Raw genomic sequence first — 20954 nt, 5'->3', positions numbered from 1 at the left:
TCATTGCGCGACTTCGGTGTCGAGCCTCTCGGTGTCGATGTGAGACCGCAGGTAGCCGGCGAATCCCGCCGGGGCGCGTCCGACTCGTCGCCCGCTCGTCAGCACCGGAATCAGCGCTGTACGCGCTTCGATCACACCCAGGTCGCGCAGCCGTGCCACCAGGAGTACGTCTTCATCGCGGTCCACCGGCGCAAACTCCCCGGCGGCCAGATACCGATCGGCGCGCACGCCCAGATTGGCTCCGTGCACGTGCGGATGACCCTCGCCTATCGTGTGCAGGGCCTCCCAGCGCAGTAGCTCGTGAGCCGCCACGTCGTCGTCTGGCTGAACTGTTCCGAGCACGAGCTCAGAACCATTGCGGGCCAGGGCCAGCTGGGTTACGAGCCAATTCGGCGGCACTGCCGAATCCGCATCGGTGGAGGCGATCCAGATGCGATCTGCTGCCGGTGCCGCCTTGAGCTGGCGAAGCGCGCACCGAATGCCGTACCGACGGGCCACACCGACGGAACCAGAGTCGAATTCCACTCGCGCAAAGTCGGCCCAGTGCGCCGCAACCCGGGCAGATAAGTCGGTACACCGGTCAAGAACGAGCAGCACTGACACCCGTGGACGATCGGATTGCGACACCACCTTCAGGGCGTCGATGGCGACCGTCAGGGCCGTCAAACAGCGTGGCAGCAGCAGTTCTTCGTCGCGCACCGGCACCACAATCGTGACGAAATCAATGTCCGGCCGCCGCACTCGCTCCCCGTAAGTACCCGCACTGTCGCTCACGGTACGAGGCCGTCACGCTGGGCCACTGACAGGGCCGGCCGCGGTTCGTACACCTCAAGCACGAAGTCTCGCTCGAGGTGATGCACCGTGCGCTGCAGCCCGACCACATGCGTGAGCTGGGCGTGCACGGCGTCCCCGGTGAGCGGATATTCCGCGACCGGATGCCGCCAGTGACAGGCCACAAGCACGCCATTCTGGGCGAGACTGGCCCGGCACCGTTCGAGCAGGCGGCGCAGATCGTTCACGGAACAGTAGTAGCCGACCTCCGACAGCACGATCAGGTCGAAGGACCCCTCCGGCCACTCGCCCGGCACCGTGCAGCGCTCAAAAGTCACACCGGGCTGCCCGGCCAATCGTTCCCGAGCCTGCATGAGCGGCGCTTCGATAAGATCGATTCCCAGTAGGGTGTCGCAACGTTCGGCGAGTTCGGCCGTCAGCACTCCGATCGAGCAGCCCAGCTCCAGCGCTGCGGTAAAACGTTGCCTGGGTAGTGCCGCGATCAATGCGGCCCGTTTGCGTTTCTCGTACCAGCGGGATTCAAACCCCCACGGGTCGGGACCCGACGAGTAGACGTCGTCGAAGAACCCGGCGGTGAGAGTCTGATTCGGGTCGGCCGGTGCGGGCGTACCGCTCCGCCCCGGTTTAGGGGAGCGTCCAGGCTGGGCATCCGCTGCGGCCGCGCTCAGCTTCATCTCCACGAGCGTTTCGTAATCGCGCGCGAAGTGCGCCCGAAAGTCGGCCGGCACGATCGCTTCATCGCCGGGTGCATCAGACAGTGGCCCAACCTGACTGCGATGCAACGCGAGCGCCCGAGCCTTGGCCTTGCGTTCGGCCGGTTTCAGGTCAAAAAGACGAACGGTATCACCTGACCAGATTGCAGCATCCGGAGTAGACCAGTGCCACGCCCAAATTGGATATTCGAAGAGACGCGCACTGCGATCTCGGGCCGCACGTTCGGCGGCCGCGCTGGCCGCGGCATGATCCGGATGCCCATCAGCTCGCCACGGCGCCACGACCCAGGTCGAGTCACCCGCATCGCCGATCGCCTCCGCGATGGCTTTCTCGGCGATGGCCACGTGATCGACGAGTTTGCCGTCGGGCAGTTCCAGCAGGTGAACGTGGGCGTTGGGGGCGAGGTGGGCGAGGGCATCCGTGACTTCGATGCGGCGGATCTGCGCGAGTCGGGCCGCGTCGTGGGTCGTTGATTGCGGATGCGACGCCTCGCCATTGCTCAGAACGATGACCACGATGGGCAGTCCGAGTGCCGCCACACGGGCGATGAGTCCGCCGACACCGAGGCTCTCGTCATCGGGATGCGCCGACACGACGACAAGGTGTGCCAGGGAGTCCAGGCCCAGCGAACCGAAGCGATCGGGCCAGCGAGCGGCCTCCCAGACCCTTTCGGGCGTGCCGCTGTCAGAATGACTGAAATTCACCATGGCGCACTCCCCCTCATTGCGAGCATTCGGCCCAACGCAGCATCATCGCGTTCGGCATGGTGCTGGCGCACGTACAGTTGCAGGTCGGCCACCCGCTGAACATGCCGCGCATCGAGAGCGAGCGGCGCCGGCCCGAGCGCATGCCCAACGTGGAATATGACCTCATCGACCGTGCGGGCGACGATTCCCCGCACGCGCGCAGCGAGCACGGAACCGGCCGCACCATCGGCTTCGCCAGCGTCGATGGCTGTCGCCGCAGCCGCGAGTGCCATTTTCGACGCGGTCACGGTCACGTCCACAGCACCGAGGTGGGCGAGTGCAATCTGGTCGGGGGTTCGGCCCTGGCTGGATTCGTAGAGTGTGCGGGCCATGCCAACGGCTCCACCCCACCACACCGCGGCCACGCCGATACCGCCCCAAGCGAATCCCGGCCGGCGCAAATACCAGCCGTCGTCGCCGACCGCGTCGGCCACGACGGCAGAGAAATCGACCGGTCCACTCGTCACCTGGGCCAGCCCCCTGGCCACCCACACCTCGTCGTGCACCTCGACCCCGGCCTGACGCAGGTCGACGGCGAACAGCCGGCGACCCCAAGCGCCGTCCGGGCGCTCCGCGCGCGCCGTAACGAGCGCATTCGAGAGCAGTCCGGCAATCGAACACCACGGTTTGGTGCCATCGAGCCGCCAGCGGGCGCCCGACCGAGTTGCCGTCAGTGTCATTCCGGGCATTTCAGCGGCAAAAACTCCCCATGATTCGCCCGGAGCGACGGGCGTGCAGCCCGCCTGATGCACGATCGCCATGGCATCCAAATGTGCCTCGGCGATTCTGGCCGTGGTGAGGTCGGCGGAACCGAGTTTCGCGAGGATCTCGAAGTATTCGTCGGTGCGGCCTCCTCCCGGCCGTGCTGTGGAGGGAAGGCTGGTCAGTACCTGCAGCGCCCGCGCCGCATTGCCGTCGACCTCATGTGCTGCCGCAGCGAGCTCATCACTATTCATCGACGGGGCCGTCGGTCTGACCGACTGAACGGACACGACGCGATCGGACACGGTGCGATCTAGCACCGACCGCTCATACCCCGTTGCCTCCGGTCACCGGCCAGACCGTCGATCACGAGGTCCGGGCGACGGATTTCAGCGCGGCCCGCTTGCGCGGCTTGCGGTTCTCCGCGCTGACCATCCACGAGTACTGCTCTAATTTCTCGATGAATTCGTGCAGAATATCCGCGCTCGTGGGGTCTTCATCATCGACTTCATCGTGCACCCTGCGCATGTTGTCGACGGCGGCATCGAGCCGTTCGGTGATGAGCGTCACCGTCTCGGTCGTGTCGACCTCACCGTCGGGAAACTTGGGCAGATGCGTGGTTTTGGTGACCGTCTCGCTGCGGCCATCGGGCATGGCGTGGAGGGCGCGCATCCGCTCGGCAACTTCGTCGGAAAATTCGCGCACATCGCTAATGATCTCGTCGAGTTGAAGGTGCAGGTCGCGAAAGTTCTTACCGACGACGTTCCAATGCGCCTGCTTGCCCTGAAGGTGCAGCTCGATCAGGTCGACCAGAACGGACTGCAGATTGTTGCTGAGTGTTTCGGAGGCGTGCATGGTGTCCTCTCAAAATAAAGGTGGAGTAACTGGGGAACATTGCCGCGACCATATCACCGCGCGATAATGTGGGCCACAATACCAAAGCCACCACGGATCCCAGACCCGACGTGCGGCCCGTGGTGGCTGCTACCGAGCGACCTCGCCGCGCCAGCCACCATTCTGGTTGGCCGGGTCTTCGATGAAGGACTTGAAGTTCGTGAGGTCCTTCTTGATCACGTGGTCGTCAATCCCGAACACGGCGCCGACCTTTTCGAGAAATCCCGCGGCCTCCCAATCCAATTGCACGGTGACCCGGGATGTGGAATCACTCAATTTGTGAAAGGTGACGACTCCGGCGTGGTTTTCGTCGCCGCCGATGCTGTTCCAGGCGACACGCTCGTCGGGGTGCTGTTCGGTGATCTCAGCGTCGAATTCGCGATCGACCCCGCCGATACGAACCTTCCAGTGCGTATGCGTATCGTCGGTTTGTTGAATGGATTCGACGAAATCAAGAAACTTCGGGAAAGACTCGAACTGGGTCCATTGGTTGTAGGCCACGTTCACTGGAACGTCGACGTCGATTTTTTCAATGACCTGTGCCATCGTTTCGTCCTTTTCGCTGGGTTCGCTGGGTTCGCTGGGTTCGCTGGGTGCAAACGATTCGAATCTAGCGCGCTATTCACCGAAGTACTCGGCTCAGCCGTTATTCACAGCATGCCTTGATGCGGCACCCAGCCATCAGGGCTCCCGTGGTGGACGCGGCTTGCTGTATTTCTTGTGAGCGGTCTGCGGTGCGGTACCAAGGATGCGCGCGATGTCAGCCCAGGAACAGCCGCCGTCACGCATCGCGTTGACCGCCGCGGTGACCCGAAGGTTGACCTCGACCCGATCGCGCACAGCGCGTTCCAACTCACGTTCGAGAGCCCGATAGGGCCGGGCTATGTGCGCGGCGGGTTCGTTCTGCACCGGACTGACGGTGATGGACTCGTTCGGCTGGTCCGGGACAATACTGGTCATCGGTAACCTTTCCACACAGCAATGTAGGCCCCTCCGGTGGCGGCGTCAACGGATTTTCGCAAACACGCTGACGTACCCAAATGGAGGGCTGCTGCCATCCCTTCGAACATGCGTGCGCTGTGGCAGAATCGTTGGCATGACACTCGAGAGGCTCTCCGGCACGGTCGTTTCCGGCACGGTCGTTTCCGGCACGGTCGTTTCCGTCAGCCGGGACGACGAGCACCGCTTCAGTAAGCCGGCGGTAGCCAGCATCCGTCTGCTGGCCGGAATCGGCGTCGAGGGTGACTCGCACGCCGGGGCCACTGTGCAGCACCTCTATGAGAAGAAGCGCAATCCTTCGGCGCCGAACCTTTGCCAGGTGCATTTCATGGCCGTCGAGCTGTTCGATGCCCTCGTCGCCACCGGGTACACGGTAGCGCCCGGCGAACTCGGCGAGAACGTGACCACCGCCGGAATCGACCTGATGTCCCTGCCGCTTTGGGCCCGGTTACACCTGGGCAACGAGGCCGTCGTCGCAATCACGGGCATGCGCAGTCCGTGCTCGCTCATTAACGGCTACCAGAAGGGCCTGATGAAGCAGCTCATCACAACGGATGCCACTGGAACGGTTGCGCGCCGCGGCGGCATCATGGGCGTCGTGGTCACCGGCGGCGTCGTGAATCCGGGCGACGGTATCCGGGTGGAGCTGCCCGCCGGCGAGCAGCAGCCCCTCGGGGTCGTCTAACGCGGCTGCCTCACCACCGGGCCCGGGCCGAAAAGGGACTCTACCGGGCGTCAGCGGACGTGTGGAACCACGGGGGGTAGACGGCGACCTTGGGCTTAAACGCGCTGGCTTCCAGGATGCCGCGCACGGTTGCGCGCACGTTGTCGTTGCACACGCCGATGAGCGTGATCAGCTCGATCGGCACGGCGTCGGGCACGAGCAGCTCTGCTTCGAGCATCATCGCGCCGTCGACTTCGGCGCGCAGGGTCTGCAGCATGCGCTCAGCGGTGGCCGGCGTGGCGCCGAACCGGGTCAGCGTGCCGGCGGCGTCACCGTTGGTGACGGCGACCACGCCGGGAACGAGGGGGGTGCCCTTGTTCCCGGCGGCAGCATCCGCCGTGGTTGGAGCGACGGCGGCGAGCCCGTCGTTGATCTTCTTGACCGTGCTCACGAGCATGACAAAGTCGAAGGCCTCGGATCCGTGTGCACCCAGGGCGAGGCGCGGGTCGGCCGCTTCGGCGCGAACGCTTTCCCACACCGTGGCATTCGGCGACAGGAAGAACGGCACGTACTCGGCAACGCTGCGGCCGTCGCCGGCGACGCGGGCGTCCCGCCGCGCGTCGCGAGTCGCCGGGGCGGAGATATCCACGGCCGGACGGGTCGTGAGGGCCTGGTTGGCAAGCAGACGTCCGCCCTGCAGAATCGCGGCAAGGTTGCTGATGTGGGTGAGGTGATACACGCGCTGCTCGTCGACGTTGTCGGTCGAGGCCTTTTCGGCGCGTACCGGGCGGGGTGCGCCGGCGACGCGAACCGGGCGAGCCGCAGCGGCGGGCCGCGCGGCCGCGGTCGGCAGCGGGTCGCGCAGCGAGGACAGCTTCGGAGCGCGGGTCTTCTTCACCGGTGTCGCGGGCTCAATGGGGGCTTTGGGATAGCACAGGGCGCACAATTGGCCCTCGAGTCCGTGGATGCATTCGTCGTCCAAGGGGTAAAACCTTTCGTTTCGCGGCTCGCGCCACTCGGCAAAGCCGAACGCACATACCGCCCATTAACGTTACGTTCATTTGGGGCGGAGCGGGGACCGTTCTTTGCTTTTCGGCGACACGAGCCGAACAATCAGTCCGTCGACGGTGACCTCCAGGACCAGGTGATCGAGCCCGGGTACGATCAGGTCGGCGTCGAGTTCGACGGCCGGGTAGGTTCCGGCAACGCCGATCGTTGTGCAGCCAGCCGCCCGACCGGCCTCTAACCCCGCGGGCGCATCCTCGATCACCAGGCACCGGCTCGGGTCGACGCCGAGACGCGCCGCTCCCGCCAGGAACGGTTCGGGGTTCGGCTTGCCGCAGGGCGTGTCGTCGAGTGCCACGATCACCCGCGGTGCCAGCAAAGCGGATGCCGCCAGCCGTGCGACGGCCAGTGGCCGTGCGCAGGACGTGACGATGGCGCGCCGACCTTCGGGCAGGCTGTTCAGGAGCGTGGAGTCGATGAGAGTGCCGTCCATGTCGAAGAGCACAGCATCGAAGACGCGTCCCCGCAGAACATTCTCGATGGCAAAACTGGGGTCGGGCATCCGCTGTCCCTTCGATGTGCCGGCTGGCTGTCGGTCGACATACCCACGGTAAGGCCACCCGTCAACAACTCGAAATTCGGTCTGGTTCGGGCCGGTATCGTGGACGGCAACAACAGAGCTGGGAGGCCGTACCGTGTGGACGACCGTTCTGGTGATTGCGGCCGTACTGATCGGCTCGAGCATGCAGCGCATCACCGGCATGGGGTTCGCCCTGGTCGCGGCCCCCTTTCTGGTTCTGCTGCTGGGACCGATTGACGGTGTCATCGTGGTCAACGTGTGTGGGGCGCTCACCGCCGGGGTGATTTTGATGCGCGTGTTCCGACACGTGGACTGGCGGCGCTACGGCATTCTGGCCGTATGCGCGGTGCTCGGCATCATCCCGGGCTCGTACGTGTTGCAGTTCGTGTCGGTGGCCTGGCTCGAAATCTCGATCGGCGTGCTCGTGGCCGCTGGCCTGACCATTTCGGTGAGTCTTGGCCGAGTTGTGGTGCGTGACCGGCTGAGTTTTCTCATGATGGCGGGCGTGACCAGCGGGTTGATGAACACGACAGCGGGCGTCGGCGGTCCGGCCGTGAGTATTTATGCCATCGCCACGGGCTGGCCGCAGCGATCCTTTGCCGCGACGATGCAGCCGTACTTTCTCACGATTGGGCTGGCGTCACTGACCTCGAAATTCGCCCTGGGTTCGGCCGAGGTACCGCAGCTACCCAACCTGGTCTGGGTTCTGATCGGCTGTGCCTGCCTTGTCGGCCTCATCGCCGGCGATCTGCTGACCACGGTGATCGAGCCGCACGTGGCCCGCCGCCTGCTCGTGATCGTGGCCTACCTCGGATCGTTCGCGACCATTGTGCGCGGAGTCCTCGAGCTATTCGCCTGATTCATTCGAACTCAGATGGTGAAGTCGACGCCCTCGACCGCCACCGACGCTGACTCGGCGGGATTAGCGAGGTGATGCGCGGCATCCGTTTGCATCATCTGCTTATGGGAATAGGTGGCCGTCACCAGAATGGGCATATGGTCGGAGGTGCCCTGCGGAAGGGTCTCGACGTTGGTGATCGCCAGGCCCATCGACGTCGCGAGGTCGAAGTGCCCGCGAAAGAACTTGTAGCGGGTGTAGGTGCGAGTGTCGCTGAGCGTGAGGTCGTAGCCGGACTGGTTCACTTTGTTGCCGAGCTTGCCCTGAAAGATCGGGTAGTTGTAGTCGCCGACCATGAGGGTCGGCAGACCGGGACCGAGGATGCTCAACTCTTCGTGGGCCGTGCGGATTTGGTTGCGGCGCAAGGAATTGAGCGCGGTCAACGGTGCTGCATGAAACGATGCGACGACGAGCTCTCGTTGGGCGACTTTGTCGATGAGGCGGGTGGCGATCAGGCGCTCGTGGGCGGGCGCGGCGAGGTGGTCGTGCAGGGACTTCTTCAGCGCGAAAGTCTGAGTCTTGATCGCCGTGAAGCGGTCTTTGCGGTAGTAAATGGCGAGGCCGAGCCGGTTGCGCTGAGTGGAATCCGCCAGGTGCAGGTCGCCGACCTCGGCCGGCAGGTCGATGGTGCTGCATTCCTGGAGGCAGAGAATGTTGGGACTGTAACGCTCGGCCAGTGCGACGAGTTCGCCGCTGGCACGATTCTTGCGGAGGTTGTAACTAATGACCCTCATGGCACCCGTTTCAGACTTAATGGCTAGGCCTAAAGCCTACGACTCTCTCCGAGGTAGAGATTAAACATCCGGGGCCAGTTGGCACATGCGCAGGTGGTATCCAGCCTGGCGCCGAGAGCCGTGCGGTGCTTTTTAGCGCCGACGATGAACCTCGTCACGATGACGACGAGGCCGGCCGCGGAAAAAGTGATCGTCGTGTAGCCGAGAATGTCGGCCCCACGATCAGGGTCCGGATTCGGCCGGCATCGAGTCGGTCAGCCCGCGCCACACTCTGTTCCCCGACGACCGCCGTCTGCCCGCATCGACCTCGAGCACGAGGACCGGGGCGTTGCGTCGCGGGGCGACGAGGCTCCGCGCGTCTGCACCGACTTTATAAAGGTACCAGGAGGGGTGCCTGCTCCCCCGGTCGGGGCACGGCGTGCGGGTGAAACGTAGACTTGGGGCGCCGACTCGTGACTTCGGCGAACGTGAGGGAGTCGCATGACCCAGAATGACATCGTTCTTATTCGCCACGGCCAGACCGAGTGGAGCATCTCCGGCCAGCACACCGGGCGCACCGACGTTCCGCTGACCGATTTCGGTCGTCAGCAAGCGGATGCCCTCGGCGAGATGCTCGACGACGAACATTTCGACCGGGTCTACTCGAGTCCGCTCGTGCGCGCTTGGGAGACCATGGAACGAGCCGGCTATGGGGCCCAGGGCGAGGCGAACAGCGACGTGTTGGAGTGGGATTACGGGGTCTATGAGGGTCGCCGCACCGTGGACATCCGCTCGGAAATTGCGGGCTGGACCGTGTGGGGCAACCCGATTTTGGGCGGTGAATCCGTCGATGAAGTGGGAGCACGCGCCGACCTCGCCATCGAGGAATGTCTCGCGGCGGAGGGCCGGGTGGCCGTTTTCGCCCACGGACATTTTCTGCGCATCATGACCGCGCGCTGGATGGGTTTGCCCGCCAACGCCGGCAAGAGCCTCAGCCTTGGAACTGCGACCGTGTCGACCCTCGGCTGGGAGCGCGAGAACCGAGTGTTGCAGATGTGGAACGACGCCTGCCACCTGAGCTCAATGGACCCGATCGTCTAACCGCACGCCGAAGGGCCGGAGTACCCCGAGTCTGGGCTCAGATAGATTCTATTCATTGGAACCACTGTCGCGGGGGCGCACAAACGAATGTGCGGATTGCGCCCGGAGGGCACGCCGCGCTGTCGACGTCGGGCTCAGACGGCCGTCACGCTGCAGAGCAACACGGTCACCGCGCCCGTCGAGTATGACAGCTTCGACGAAGGCGCGGGTGACTTCTCATCACCCGCGCCTTCGTCGTTGAACTCAGCGCACCGGCACCCAGGTGCCCTTGACTCTCTCGGTGACCAGAGACGCCCGCAACGCGGCGACGACCCGCAGGTCGGCCACGACGTCGGCGCCGATCTGCACGGCCGACGCCGCGTCATCCGCTGTGAACCGAACCGTGACCCGTGCTGCGCCGGCGACGATCGAGAGGTCGGAGGCCTCCACGGTGGTGAATTCGGCGGCCTTGGCTGTGGCCCGCGGCACGACCGAGGCGGGCGCGGTTCCCGGATGCAGGGATTCGATACTCATGGTGACGCGATAAGAGGGCATGGTTTCAGGGTACGGGTACTGCTTTACTAAACATGTCCCTCATCACTTCACGTTCGGAGACCCATGACTTTCACTGCCACGATCGTTGCCCAGGTGCACTACACCAAGCCCGATGCCCTCTGGGCCATCGCCACCGCCCTCAGTACCCAGGTCGAGAACCCGGCAGGCGCGAACGCGTTCATTGCCCTGCCCGACCAGGGTCGGGTCGAGGTGGAGATTCCCAAGTTCGGCGAGAGCCTGCCGCTGACCATCGATGTTGTGGACGCGCGCGGCCAGGCCGAGGCGCGCGCGTCCGCCCAGAATATTCTGGATCTGTTGGAGCAGTCCACCGGCTGGCAGGTCGATCACCTGCACGACTGAAGCGGATGCCCACCCGTGGCACACAGGCGCGCCGCCTAGGCTCGTTGCTATGACTGAAACGACTGCCACCGCACCGCGCATCACGATGTATGGAGCCGAGTGGTGCGGCGATTGCCGTCGGTCCAAGTCGCTGCTCGACCGACTTGAAGTCGACTACCACTACGTCGACCTGCTGCTCGTCGAGGATGGCGCCGACCGCGCCCGGGCCATCAGCGGCCGCACCAACATTCCCGTCATCGTGTTTCCCGACGACACCCATATGGTTGAGCCGAGCGACGCCGAGGTGCGCACCAAGCTCACGCAGCTCGGCCGCATCAGCTGACCTGCGTCGCTGAACACACCTCCATGGGGGCCGTCATGGTTCGTGATACTGTCAGAAATCGCAGATACCTACGGGAGTCGCACCATGCATTCAACGGTCAGGCGGTCGACGCGGAGCGTTCCTATTTCTCTGTGGATCAGCACGGTACTCTTCGTGCTCTACAGCGTGCTCGGAGTCACCGTCTGCCTCGAAGTGCGCAACGATGTCCTCAATATCATTGCTCTGTTGACCGTGTCTCCGCTGATGTTCGTGGGCATGGTCATCTCCGTGGTCGACATCGTGCGCACCCGTAAGCGCGATGATGCCGACCAGGCCTACACCCGGCTGCAGTGGGTGGGCCTCGCACTCATGGTCGCGGCAATGCCGCTCTGGATGGCTATCGCCATCGCGATCGCCTCGCTGCCGTAACCCGCATTCAGCGCCAGCGATCCCGGTATCGGTTGGTAGTGGCCGACAGAAAGAAATCCGATGCGTTTCATACGGTGTTCAGGCAAGAAGGGGCGCGCCAGGTGTGCGCCCCTTCTCGCAGTACGATCCGGCCGTTAGCGGCGCACGATGGAACGCAGCAGACGCACGGCGACCGAGAGCGACGCCATGTCGTCTTGCGCGAGGGCGTTGACCTCTTCGAACACACTGCGAGCCCGGCCGAGCTGTTCGGCATTGAGCTCCTCCCAGGCGAGGAGTCGCTCGTCGGCAGCGCCGGCGTCCGTTTCGTCGAGTACGGACCTGGCCATATCGGCGACGGTCGAGTACAGGTCGTCGCGCAGTGCGGCGCGGGCGAGGGCCTGCCAGCGGTCCTTGCGCGGTAGCTTGGTGATGCGCTCGAGCAGGTTGTCGATACCGAAACGGTTGTACACCGTGTAATAAATTGCGGCGACCTCGGTGACCTGCACGTTGGCCCGCGCCGCGACCTTGGCCACGTCGAGCAGCGCGTACGCCTCGAACAACTCGGACCAGCGACGACCGAGGTCGTCGGGCAGGCCCCACTCCCGGGCCTTGTCTTCCTGCGTTTCGAGGCGTTTGAGGTCGGTGCCTTGCAGGTACTCGCCGAGGTGCGCGCGCATGAGCGCAATCTGCGGCTTGTACCTGGCGACCACCGCGCCGACCGGCATGGTTCCGCCGTGGTTCACCTGCCAGCGCACCGCGCGGTCGAGCAGCCGGCGAATGTCGAGGTGGATCGCCGTCCACTTCTCGGTCGGGAACGACGACGGCAGCGCGTTGAGCTCATCGACCATCGTGTCGAGTTCGAAGACCTCGCGCAGGGCTACGAAGGCGCGCGCGATCGTCGCTTGGTTGGCCGAGGTCTCTTCCATCGTGCGGAAGGCGAAGGTGATGCCGCCGAGGTTGATCATGTCGTTCGCGACGACCGTCGCGATGATCTCTCGGCGAAGCGGATGCGTATCCAGCTCGGCATCGAAACGTTTCGACAAATGGGTCGGGAAGTACCGGCGCAGGGTGCTGCCGAACCAAGGATCATCGGCCAGATCGCTGTCGCGCAGCGCGGTGGCCAGCTCGATCTTGGCGTATGCGGCGAGCACGCTCAGTTCCGGGCTGGTCAGTCCCTGACCGCGGTCGAGACGCTCCCGCAGCGTGGCCGTCGTCGGCAGGGCCTCAAGCTCGCGCTGCAGATCACCCGATTCTTCGAGCCAGTTCATGAGGCGCTCGTAGCTCGGGCTCCAGTTGTTCACGAGCACCCGGTCGTTGAGCAGCAGAATGTTCTGGTCGACGTTGTCGACGAGAACGAGCCGCCCGACCTCGTCGGTCATCTCGGCGAGGAACTCGGCCCGTTCGGCCGGATCCAGCTTGCCAGCGGCGACCATGCGGTCCACGAATATTTTGATGTTGACTTCATGGTCGGAGCAGTCCACGCCGGCCGAGTTGTCAATCGCGTCGGTGTTGAGGATGACGCCGGCGAGCGCGGCTTCGATGCGTCCGAGCTGGGTGAAGCCGAGGTTGCCGCCCTCCCCCACGACCTTGACGCGCAGGTCCTTGCCGTCAACCCGAATGCCGTCGTTGGCCTTATCGCCGACCTGCGCGGCGGTTTCGCTGCGCGCCTTGACGTAGGTGCCGATACCGCCGTTGTAGAGAAGGTCGGTGGGTGCCAGCAGAATCGCACGCAGCAACTCGGGCGGGCTCAGCTGAGCGGTCCCCTCGGGCAACCCGAGCACGACCTGCACCTCGGCCGAGATCGGAACAGCCTTGGCCTGGCGGGGATACACTCCGCCGCCGTCACTGATCAGGTCGGTGGAGTAGTCCGCCCACGAGGAACGCGGCAGTTCGAACAACCGGGCACGTTCGACAAAGGAAAGGGCCGGGTCGGGATTGGGGTCGAGAAAAATATGCCGGTGGTCGAAGGCCGCGACGAGCTTGGTGTGCTTCGACAGCAGCATGCCGTTGCCGAACACATCGCCCGACATGTCGCCGACGCCAACAACGGTGAAGTCTTCGGTCTGGGTGTCAACGCCGAGTTCGCTGAAGTGACGTTTGACCGACTCCCAGGCGCCCTTGGCGGTGATGCCCATCTCCTTGTGGTCATAGCCGACCGAGCCACCGGAGGCGAAAGCGTCACCGAGCCAGAAACCATACTCGGCGGCCAGCCCGTTGGCGATATCCGAGAACGACGCTGTGCCCTTGTCAGCGGCAACGACGAGATAGCTGTCGTCATCGTCGTGCCGCACCACGCGGTGCGGTGCCACGACGTGTTCGCCGTCGGCCTCGGCGACCAGGTTGTCGGTCAGGTCGAGCAGCCCGCGAATGAAGGTCTTGTAGCTGTCGATGCCCTCGGCCATCCAGACCGCACGATCAACGCCGGGGTCGGGAAGCCTCTTGGCAAAGAACCCGCCCTTAGCGCCCGTGGGCACGATGACGGCGTTCTTGACCGTTTGCGCCTTGACCAGGCCGAGCACCTCGGTGCGGAAATCTTCACGACGGTCCGACCAGCGCAGCCCGCCGCGGGCGACCTTGCCAAAACGCAGGTGCACGCCCTCAACCCGCGGCGAGTACACCCAGATCTCGTACATCGGCTTGGGCGAGGGCATCTGCTCGATCTGCGATGGGTCGAGTTTGATGCTCAGATACGGCTTGTACTGAAAGAAGTTCGTGCGCAGTGACGCCTCGATCAGGGTGACAAGCGTGCGCAGCACCCGGTCGGCGTCGAGGGTGGCCACCTGCTCCATGGCGACCCGAAGCTGCTCGCGCACAACGGCGACACGGAGAATCCGCTCGTCATCGGCGAGGTCGGGGTCGAACCGGGCCTCGAACAGGGCCACGAGGCCGCTCGCGACGGCCGGGTTGGCCAGCAGTGCGTTTGCCACGAAGCCATAGGAGTTGGTGTTGCCGATCTGGCGCAGGTACTTGGCGTAGCTGCGCAGAATGATCACGCGGTGCCAGGGCATGCCATCTTGCAACACCAGGCGGTCTAGGCTGTCGGATTCGATGGCTCCGCTGATGGCCGCGCCAAAGGAATCGGCCAGCAGCATGCCGGTCGCAACCGGGTCGACTCCGGCCGGGTAGTGCAGGCCAAGGTCGTACAGGTAGAAACGATGCCCGTCGGTGGTCTGAATTTCGAACGGAACCTCATCAAGCACCTCAAGCCCTAAGTTCTGCAGAAATGGCAGAATCTGGCTGAGGCTCTTCGGTTCGGTCATGTAGAGCTTGATGCGCGCATCTTCGTCGGGGTCGCCGGCGGTCTTCGGCAGGTATACGTGCAGCCCAGGGCGGGTATGTGTGCCAGCGGATGCCCCCACCTGCTCGGTGCAGGCCTCGAATCGCCCAATGTCTTCGAGGGCGTCGGTGATTTCGTAGTCGACCCGGTAGCTGTCGGGAAAAGCGTCGGCCCACACGTTCGACAGGCGCTCGGCCTCTTCAACCGAGTGCGTTCCGCGCAGTTCGTCGCTGATACCCTCGGGCCAGGACCGCACGGCCATGGCCAGGCGGTGTTCCAGCGCTGCAGCATCGACGGAGTCGGTCGAGACGTCTTTAGGCAGGCGGATGCGATAGAACAGTCGCGCAAGCGCCGATTCGGTCATGCGCGCCTCGAAGTCAAGCGACTCCGAGTTGAACGTCTCTTGCAGTTCCTTTTCGATGCGCAGCCGCACGGCGGTGTTGTATCGGTCTCGCGGCAGGTAGACCAGTGCCGACATGAAGCGGCCGTAGATGTCGGGCCGCAGGAACAGGCGGGTACGACGACGTTCCTGCAGACGTTGAATGGCGAGCGACGCGGTGACCAGCGCGGGCACCTCGATCTGGAACAGTTCGTCACGCGGGTAGGTTTCCATGATGCCGAGCAGGTCTTTGCCGCTGTGCGACTCGGGCGGAAAACCGACCTCGGTCATGACAGCCTTGACCTTTTCGCGCAGTACCGGCACGGCCGTGACCGAGCTGGTGTAGGCGCTCGCGGCGAACAGTCCGATGAAGCGCTGCTCACCGTTGACCTGGCCGGCGGCATCGAAACTCTTGATACCGATGTAGTCGAAGTAGGCGGGACGGTGCACGGTGGACCGGGAATTGGCCTTGGTGATCACCAGAGCCGTGCGTTCGCGCGCTTTCTGACGGCCGGCATCCGTTAGATGCTGGATCTGGTGTCGGTCGTCGGCGGACCGTAGCAAGCCAAGGCCGCTGCCCTCGACGAGGGTGAGCACGTCTTCGCCATCGAGCGTCTCGAGGTTGTATTCGCGGTAGCCGAGAAAGGTGAAGTTGCCCTCGTCGAGCCAGTGCAGCAGCTGTTGGGTTTGGTGGAGGTCCTTGATCTGCTCGGCGCCAGCGACCGTGTCAAGGGAGTTGGCGATCTGCATGGCCTTGGTACGCATGAGCGGCCAGTCTGCGACGGCGGCGCGCACGTCGCCGAGAACGGCGGTGAGCCCGGCAATGAGGCTGTCCTGTTCGCCGTCGCCCGCGCTGTCGATCTCGATGGCGATCCAGGATTCGAGGTGTGAGGCGTCATCACCGATCGCGATGAGATGGGCAATGTTCGGCATGGCCGAGGTGTCACCGCTGGAGACGCCGGCGCTGGCCGGGATGCGGTTGATGTCGACAAGTTCGTTCGTGGCCTTGCTGCGGGCGACGATCAGCAGGGGGTGCACGACCAGGTGGATGGCCGAATGCTGGCGCACCAACTCGGCCGTGACCGAATCAACGAGGAATGGCATGTCGTCCGTGACGATATAGACGACACTGCGACCGGATTCATTGTGAATCTCGATGGTCGCCGTCTTCGGCACCCGACGCTGCGCAACCTGCCAGTGCGCTCGCGCCCGAGCTTCGAGAAGCTTCGAGGTGTAGTTCGCCGCATCTTCGTCTGTTAAATGCTCGTAGTAATCAACTATGAACGTTTCGAGCGTGGGATCTAACGGGGACAGACCCGTTCGGGTGAAACCAGACGACATCGAAAAAACGCCTCCATCAAATTCATCGTCGTGCGAGTGCGGCACGCTTGGGCTCACAAACTACCGGCTACCGCCGACATCCCCCGGGTGGGAATCTGGCACGGCGATGACCGGGCAGCCAACGAACAACAACCACAGACGAAATACGTGTGCAGGGTTCCTGCAACGGGCACGTCGGTGTGCCTCGCCGAACTCAATCATGGAGATCCCTTACCAACCCATCGTAGCGCCGGGCCCTGCACCCCGGCCGTACCGCCGCAGAACCTGCGGACTACCGCAACAAAATCGCCTGCGCATCGTCGATTCGGTCATGGCCGGGTTGTGAATGGCCGAGATCCTCACTCCGCCAACAAGAATTTTTTACGATAAGGCACGTTCGCGTTATTCCGGTCGACTGCAGCTGATCCTGCAGTCGACCGGTACGTCACCGTCGCCGCTGGTTAATACCAGCCGACGGACTGCGAGTGCGACCAGGCGGCGCACGGCGTTCCGTAGGAGGAGGCCTTGATGTAGCCGAGGCCCCAACTGATCTGTGTGGTGGCGTTGGTGGCCCAGTCGTTGCCGGCCGACGCCATCTTGCTGCCGGGTAGCGCCTGGGGAATGCCGGTCGCGCCACTGCTCGAGTTCATGGCCGCGTAGTTCCAGCCGGATTCTTTCTGCCACAACCGGTCGAGGCAGCTGAACTGATCCTCGCCCCAGCCGTACTGCGAGCCCGCCATAGCGCGTGCTGTGGCACGGGCACCCTCGACGCTGTTACCTCCGGCGAGGGATTGCACGAGAGTGGTTTTAGCAGCGGCTTCAGCGGCGGCTTGAGCGGCAGCTTGAGCGGCAGCTTGAGCGGCAGCAGCGGCAGCAGCCGCCGCCGCAGCCTCAGCGGCGACACGGTCGACTTCAGCCGTGGCGGCAGAGACCGACGCGGTCTCAACCTTCGCCGCGGCCGTGAGTGACTCCAGCTGGTCGATCGGCAGGATTTCGTAGCTGGCCAGGGAACTGGCTACCGAGGTGAGGGCCGTGGCATCCACTTTGCTTTGGCTCGCAGCGATCACCACGGTGGCGGCGTTCAGGGCAGCGGATGCGCTGTCGCGCGTGATCGACTCACCGCGCTTCGCGTAGAAGTCGAGTTGGTCGCTCTGGCGACCGGTGCTGTCGGAGAGGGCGGTCGTGGCGGCGATGCTGTCCTGCTTGGCATCGGCCGACTGGGCGGCAAATCCGCTGCCGGCGACGAGGCCGGCGATAACGAGTACGGCCCCGGTGGCAACGGCAACCTCGTGCCGACGGGTGCGGGGCTTACGGGGCTTACGGTGGTTTCGGGGGGCGAGGGGCGACTCACTGTTTTTTGGGCGCATGTCCTTCATCTGGCGCGAGAGATGGACGCTAGGTACGCCCGTTCGCTGGGTTCTGGGCCCGTGCACGTCGGGTTGGCGCGGGCGAATCCGCCAGCATGCCCCGCCTGTTTGAACAAATCCTCACGATTTTCTCCGAAACCCCTGACTTTCGGTCACACGCAATCTTTCATGACATACTCCGCATTTGAAATGTGCTTTCATACTGGCGAAATCAGGCGATTTAGCTGGTCAACGTCAAATTGGCCGGTAGAAATTACCGGAGCGAGCACGGCCACAAGGCCCAAAAAAAATGCGGTAATCTTTCGCGGCGAGAGCGAGCAAGCTCCCGACACGGCACCAAAAGTTCACCCAGTGCGCGGGCATCGCCGACCTCGTCTGCCGCGACGACGACGGCAGCCTCGTGAACGTGGATTTCAGGACCAGTATCAGCCTCGCACACCCATCACTCAGAGGCCGCGGCGACCCGTCAACAGGGCGTGCAGCAGCGGGGCGACCGACGCGATCATCAGCACCGTGCCGAGCACCGCGTCATCCGCTCGTAGCAGCACACCAGCGATGAGCAGTGCTCCGAACAGGAGCGCTGACACCGTTTGCCGTGTGGTGCGCTCGAGTTGGACGACCCGTTTCTCCAGGCCCGGGTTTGCGACCGCCACGGAGCCGTCCTCGAATCGGGTGATGAGCGCATCGAGCCGCTTCGGCAGACGAAATGCGATGCCCGCGGTCTCCAACGCTTGCTTCGCGAAGTCCTGCACCAGGTTGCCGCCCTCATCACGCAGCAGCTGCGCCGCATAGGGCTCAACGGAGTCCCAGAGGTTGAACGCGGGATTGAGCGCACTGCACACCCCGGAGGTGAGGGACATCGCCCGAATAATGAGCAGGAAGTTCTCCGGCAGCTGAAACGGCAGCGATCGCACCACAGCACCGAACTGCACCGCGAAGTCGCGGAACTCCCGTGGGTCCACTTCGCGCAGCTCGGCAAAACCCATGCCACCAAACCGAGCGAACAGCTGCGTCATCGCCCGCTCGAGTTGCGTCGTCTCCGCCGAAGGAAGAAGCACACCCACGTCCCGCATCGCATTCACCAGACCGCGCCCATCGCGTGAGGCTGCAGCGATCAGCAGCTTGCGCAGGCCGCTTCTTGTGCCGGTAGAGACCTCGCCCATCATGCCGAAGTCGATGAACGTCAGCTTCCATGGGCGCCCAGCAGGCCCGTCGGCGACCGGGGTGACAAAGACGTTACCGGGATGCGGATCGGCGTGGAAGAAACCCTTCGTGAACAGCTGGTCGAACATGACCGCCGCGAAGACCGGGGCCACCCCCGCCGGGTCGATGCCCGCCGCGACCAAGCCGTCCACATCCGTGATCTTGATCGCCGTCACGTCCTCCAGGGTGAGCACGCGGCGAGTGGTGCGCTCCCAGACGACAACGGGCACGCTCACCCGGTCGTCGTCGGCAAAAACTTCCGCGAAGCGCTCGGAGTTCGCAGCCTCATGCAGGTAGTCGATCTCTTCGAGGCTGGTCTGCGCGAACTCCTCAACCAGCGCAGGCATGTCCACACGGTTGGACACCAGTCGCACATGGCTGAGCCACCCGCCCACCTTCCGCAGTGCGGCCAGGTCGACATCGATGATCTCATCGATGCCCGGTCGCTGCACCTTGATGATGACTTCGTCGAGCCCGGTGTCGGCAGCATCGACCGGGGAGAGTCGGGCTCGGTGCGCCTGCCCGAGAGAGGCCGCAGCAACCGGGATCTCGTCGACCATCGTAAACGCGCGATCGAGCGGCATGCCCAGCTCCGCTTCGGCGACCGCGCGGATCGCCGCGAACGATACAGGAGCCACCTCGTCTTGCAGCCCCTCGAGTTCGGTGGTGATCTCGGGCGGGAGCACGTCGAGACGTGACGACATGAACTGCCCGACCTTGATCATGAGGCCGCCGAGGTCGGCCGCCAGCACATGAAAACCCTTCGCGAAGCGTCGCATCCGCTTTGATCGTGTGCGCTTGGCAATCTTCACCAGCCCGATGCGAGGGAGGAACAGCTCGAACCACCACGTTATCGCGAGATTCCAGCCGGCAAAACGCAGAATGCGGCGGTAACGGGCGCGGGTGTTTCCCGCGCCCGACATCGAATCGGTTCGACCTCGACGAGCCGATGGCACCCCGTCAGTCCTGAGCGAGGATCGAGTAGAGCCGACGACGCGCCTCGTCGAGCACCGTGACGGCCTGCTGAATCTGCTCCGGCGAGCCGGTACGACCCACCTGGGCCGCCGCCTGGGCGAGCTCGACGCCCGCCTTGGGCAGAGCCGCGAAGCCATGGCCGGGAGTTGCGCCCGCTGACCCCCACGGCGCTGTCGTGTCGGCGTCAGCGACAGCTTCGCGACCCTCATCGGTCAGTGAGTAGATTTTGCGGCCGTTGGACTCTTCGGCGCTGATGAGGCCCTCATCGGCCAGCAACTGCAGGGTCGGGTAGACCGAGCCCGCACTGGGCTTCCAGCTGCCGCCGCTGCGCTCCTCGATTTCGTGAATGATCTGGTAGCCGTGCATCGGCTGCTCAGCGAGCAGCGCCAGCACCGCCGTGCGCACTTCGCCGCGACCGGCTCGGGTGCCCGTTTGCTTCTCGAACCGTGAGCGCAACTGCTCCATCGCCTGCCACATGCCTTCAATGCTATTACCAGCGCCGAACCCGCCTGTCGGGAATGAACTGCCCATGATTGCCTCCTTTGTGTGAACCGCGAACGATATACAACGATACTCAACGATAGGTGGCGATGCGGTCGAGCGATACAAACAAACGGATGTTCTGTGCCGGCTCCCAGCGTCACTTTCAGAAGTCGACTGCACCGCCCATGGAGAGCGAGGGCCGCGGGGCGGGCACACGTCGAACTAAAAGTTTCCAACATCATGCCATCGGAGAGCACTGGCGAATCGCAGTGGCCGGGCGAGTATCAGGCCGCTGATGAGGCTGGCGAAGGCGACCGGGAACGCAATCAGGGCGCTGAGATGGGGAAGGTCCGAAGGGCAGAAAATGAGGGTCTTCCCGGCACGGACTTGAGTGAGGGGCAAGCTGCACCCCTCGACCATGTCGAGACCAGGACACTGGAGTCCGAGAACATCGTACGACCTGGCTGTACGGCCTTCCGCTGGTCGTACGCTGGCGAGTATGACGGTTGGTCGAGTGACGGCGCGCCAGGGCATCCCGA

At 64.2% G+C, this 20954-nt stretch carries 20 protein-coding genes; 6 read left to right on the top strand and 14 right to left on the bottom strand.

Annotated features, from left to right (window positions below; all coding sequences use genetic code 11):
* The 6 genes from IWX77_RS06630 to IWX77_RS06605 form a co-directional block, all read right to left on the bottom strand.
* Entirely contained in the window at positions 1-774 is a 774-nt protein-coding gene (locus IWX77_RS06630; RefSeq protein WP_297412683.1) for a glycosyltransferase, read from the bottom strand.
* Positions 771-2213 carry a PIG-L family deacetylase gene (locus tag IWX77_RS06625; RefSeq protein WP_196843716.1) on the bottom strand — a complete coding sequence of 481 codons (1443 nt, stop codon included), beginning with the start codon at positions 2211-2213 and terminating at the stop codon, positions 771-773. Before IWX77_RS06625 ends, IWX77_RS06630 begins: the two co-directional genes overlap by 4 nt.
* Positions 2207-3208 (bottom strand): acyl-CoA dehydrogenase, encoded by a 1002-nt coding sequence (locus IWX77_RS06620; protein WP_196843715.1) that lies wholly within the window; start codon positions 3206-3208, stop codon positions 2207-2209. Before IWX77_RS06620 ends, IWX77_RS06625 begins: the two co-directional genes overlap by 7 nt.
* A gap of 112 nt (positions 3209-3320) precedes the next feature.
* A complete protein-coding gene (locus IWX77_RS06615) occupies positions 3321-3809 on the bottom strand; it encodes a Dps family protein (RefSeq protein WP_196843714.1) in 489 nt (162 codons plus the stop codon).
* A gap of 129 nt (positions 3810-3938) precedes the next feature.
* The gene (locus tag IWX77_RS06610) at positions 3939-4394 is read right to left on the bottom strand and encodes an SRPBCC family protein (protein WP_196843713.1); all 456 of its coding nucleotides are present in this window, start codon (positions 4392-4394) and stop codon (positions 3939-3941) included.
* A gap of 135 nt (positions 4395-4529) precedes the next feature.
* The gene (locus IWX77_RS06605; protein ID WP_196843712.1) at positions 4530-4808 is read right to left on the bottom strand and encodes a hypothetical protein; all 279 of its coding nucleotides are present in this window, start codon (positions 4806-4808) and stop codon (positions 4530-4532) included.
* Positions 4809-4944: 136 nt separating this feature from the next.
* On the opposite strand from IWX77_RS06605, the gene IWX77_RS06600 reads away from it, so the two are divergent.
* Positions 4945-5532, top strand: coding sequence for an MOSC domain-containing protein (locus IWX77_RS06600; RefSeq protein WP_196843711.1), 588 nt, complete (start codon positions 4945-4947; stop codon positions 5530-5532).
* Between the two features lie 40 nt (positions 5533-5572).
* On the opposite strand, the gene IWX77_RS06595 is transcribed toward IWX77_RS06600, so the two are convergent.
* Positions 5573-6493 carry a DarT ssDNA thymidine ADP-ribosyltransferase family protein gene (locus IWX77_RS06595; protein ID WP_196843710.1) on the bottom strand — a complete coding sequence of 307 codons (921 nt, stop codon included), beginning with the start codon at positions 6491-6493 and terminating at the stop codon, positions 5573-5575.
* Between the two features lie 75 nt (positions 6494-6568).
* A complete protein-coding gene (locus tag IWX77_RS06590) occupies positions 6569-7078 on the bottom strand; it encodes an HAD-IA family hydrolase (RefSeq protein ID WP_196843709.1) in 510 nt (169 codons plus the stop codon).
* 133 nt (positions 7079-7211) lie between these two features.
* On the opposite strand from IWX77_RS06590, the gene IWX77_RS06585 reads away from it, so the two are divergent.
* Positions 7212-7955 carry a sulfite exporter TauE/SafE family protein gene (locus tag IWX77_RS06585; protein ID WP_196843708.1) on the top strand — a complete coding sequence of 248 codons (744 nt, stop codon included), beginning with the start codon at positions 7212-7214 and terminating at the stop codon, positions 7953-7955.
* An 11-nt stretch (positions 7956-7966) separates the two neighbouring features.
* Here the strand turns inward: IWX77_RS06585 and IWX77_RS06580 are convergent, their stop codons facing one another.
* Positions 7967-8728: an endonuclease/exonuclease/phosphatase family protein gene (locus IWX77_RS06580; protein ID WP_196843707.1), complete on the bottom strand. Its 762-nt coding sequence runs from the start codon at positions 8726-8728 to the stop codon at positions 7967-7969.
* Positions 8729-9208: 480 nt separating this feature from the next.
* Between IWX77_RS06580 and IWX77_RS06575 the strand changes: the two genes are divergently transcribed.
* On the top strand, positions 9209-9808 hold the full coding sequence (locus IWX77_RS06575) for a histidine phosphatase family protein (RefSeq protein ID WP_196843706.1): 600 nt from the start codon (positions 9209-9211) through the stop codon (positions 9806-9808).
* Positions 9809-10051: 243 nt separating this feature from the next.
* Here the strand turns inward: IWX77_RS06575 and IWX77_RS06570 are convergent, their stop codons facing one another.
* Positions 10052-10342, bottom strand: coding sequence for a hypothetical protein (locus IWX77_RS06570; protein WP_196843705.1), 291 nt, complete (start codon positions 10340-10342; stop codon positions 10052-10054).
* Positions 10343-10405: 63 nt separating this feature from the next.
* Here IWX77_RS06570 and IWX77_RS06565 point away from each other — a divergent pair, with 63 nt between their 5' ends.
* The 3 genes from IWX77_RS06565 to IWX77_RS06555 all read left to right on the top strand — a co-directional run bounded on the left by IWX77_RS06565 (position 10406) and on the right by IWX77_RS06555 (position 11432).
* Complete coding sequence (locus IWX77_RS06565) at positions 10406-10702, top strand: hypothetical protein (protein WP_196843704.1); 297 nt, start codon at positions 10406-10408, stop codon at positions 10700-10702.
* Positions 10703-10751: 49 nt separating this feature from the next.
* On the top strand, positions 10752-11024 hold the full coding sequence (locus IWX77_RS06560; protein ID WP_196843703.1) for a glutaredoxin family protein: 273 nt from the start codon (positions 10752-10754) through the stop codon (positions 11022-11024).
* 84 nt (positions 11025-11108) lie between these two features.
* The gene (locus IWX77_RS06555; RefSeq protein ID WP_196843702.1) at positions 11109-11432 is read left to right on the top strand and encodes a hypothetical protein; all 324 of its coding nucleotides are present in this window, start codon (positions 11109-11111) and stop codon (positions 11430-11432) included.
* A gap of 134 nt (positions 11433-11566) precedes the next feature.
* Here IWX77_RS06555 and IWX77_RS06550 read toward each other — a convergent pair whose 3' ends face one another.
* From IWX77_RS06550 to IWX77_RS06535, 4 genes are all read right to left on the bottom strand, one after another.
* Complete coding sequence (locus IWX77_RS06550) at positions 11567-16408, bottom strand: NAD-glutamate dehydrogenase (protein WP_196843701.1); 4842 nt, start codon at positions 16406-16408, stop codon at positions 11567-11569.
* Positions 16409-16848: 440 nt separating this feature from the next.
* On the bottom strand, positions 16849-17754 hold the full coding sequence (locus IWX77_RS06545; RefSeq protein WP_196843700.1) for a phospholipase: 906 nt from the start codon (positions 17752-17754) through the stop codon (positions 16849-16851).
* Positions 17755-18200: 446 nt separating this feature from the next.
* On the bottom strand, positions 18201-19880 hold the full coding sequence (locus tag IWX77_RS06540) for an ABC1 kinase family protein (protein WP_196843699.1): 1680 nt from the start codon (positions 19878-19880) through the stop codon (positions 18201-18203).
* Positions 19881-19917: 37 nt separating this feature from the next.
* Positions 19918-20463: a PadR family transcriptional regulator gene (locus IWX77_RS06535; RefSeq protein ID WP_196843698.1), complete on the bottom strand. Its 546-nt coding sequence runs from the start codon at positions 20461-20463 to the stop codon at positions 19918-19920.
* Between the last annotated feature and the right edge of the window lie 491 nt (positions 20464-20954).

This window comes from Cryobacterium sp. CAN_C2 (assembly GCF_015751745.1).
Lineage (GTDB): Bacteria > Actinomycetota > Actinomycetes > Actinomycetales > Microbacteriaceae > Cryobacterium.
This window is presented reverse-complemented; position numbering and strand designations above follow the sequence as displayed.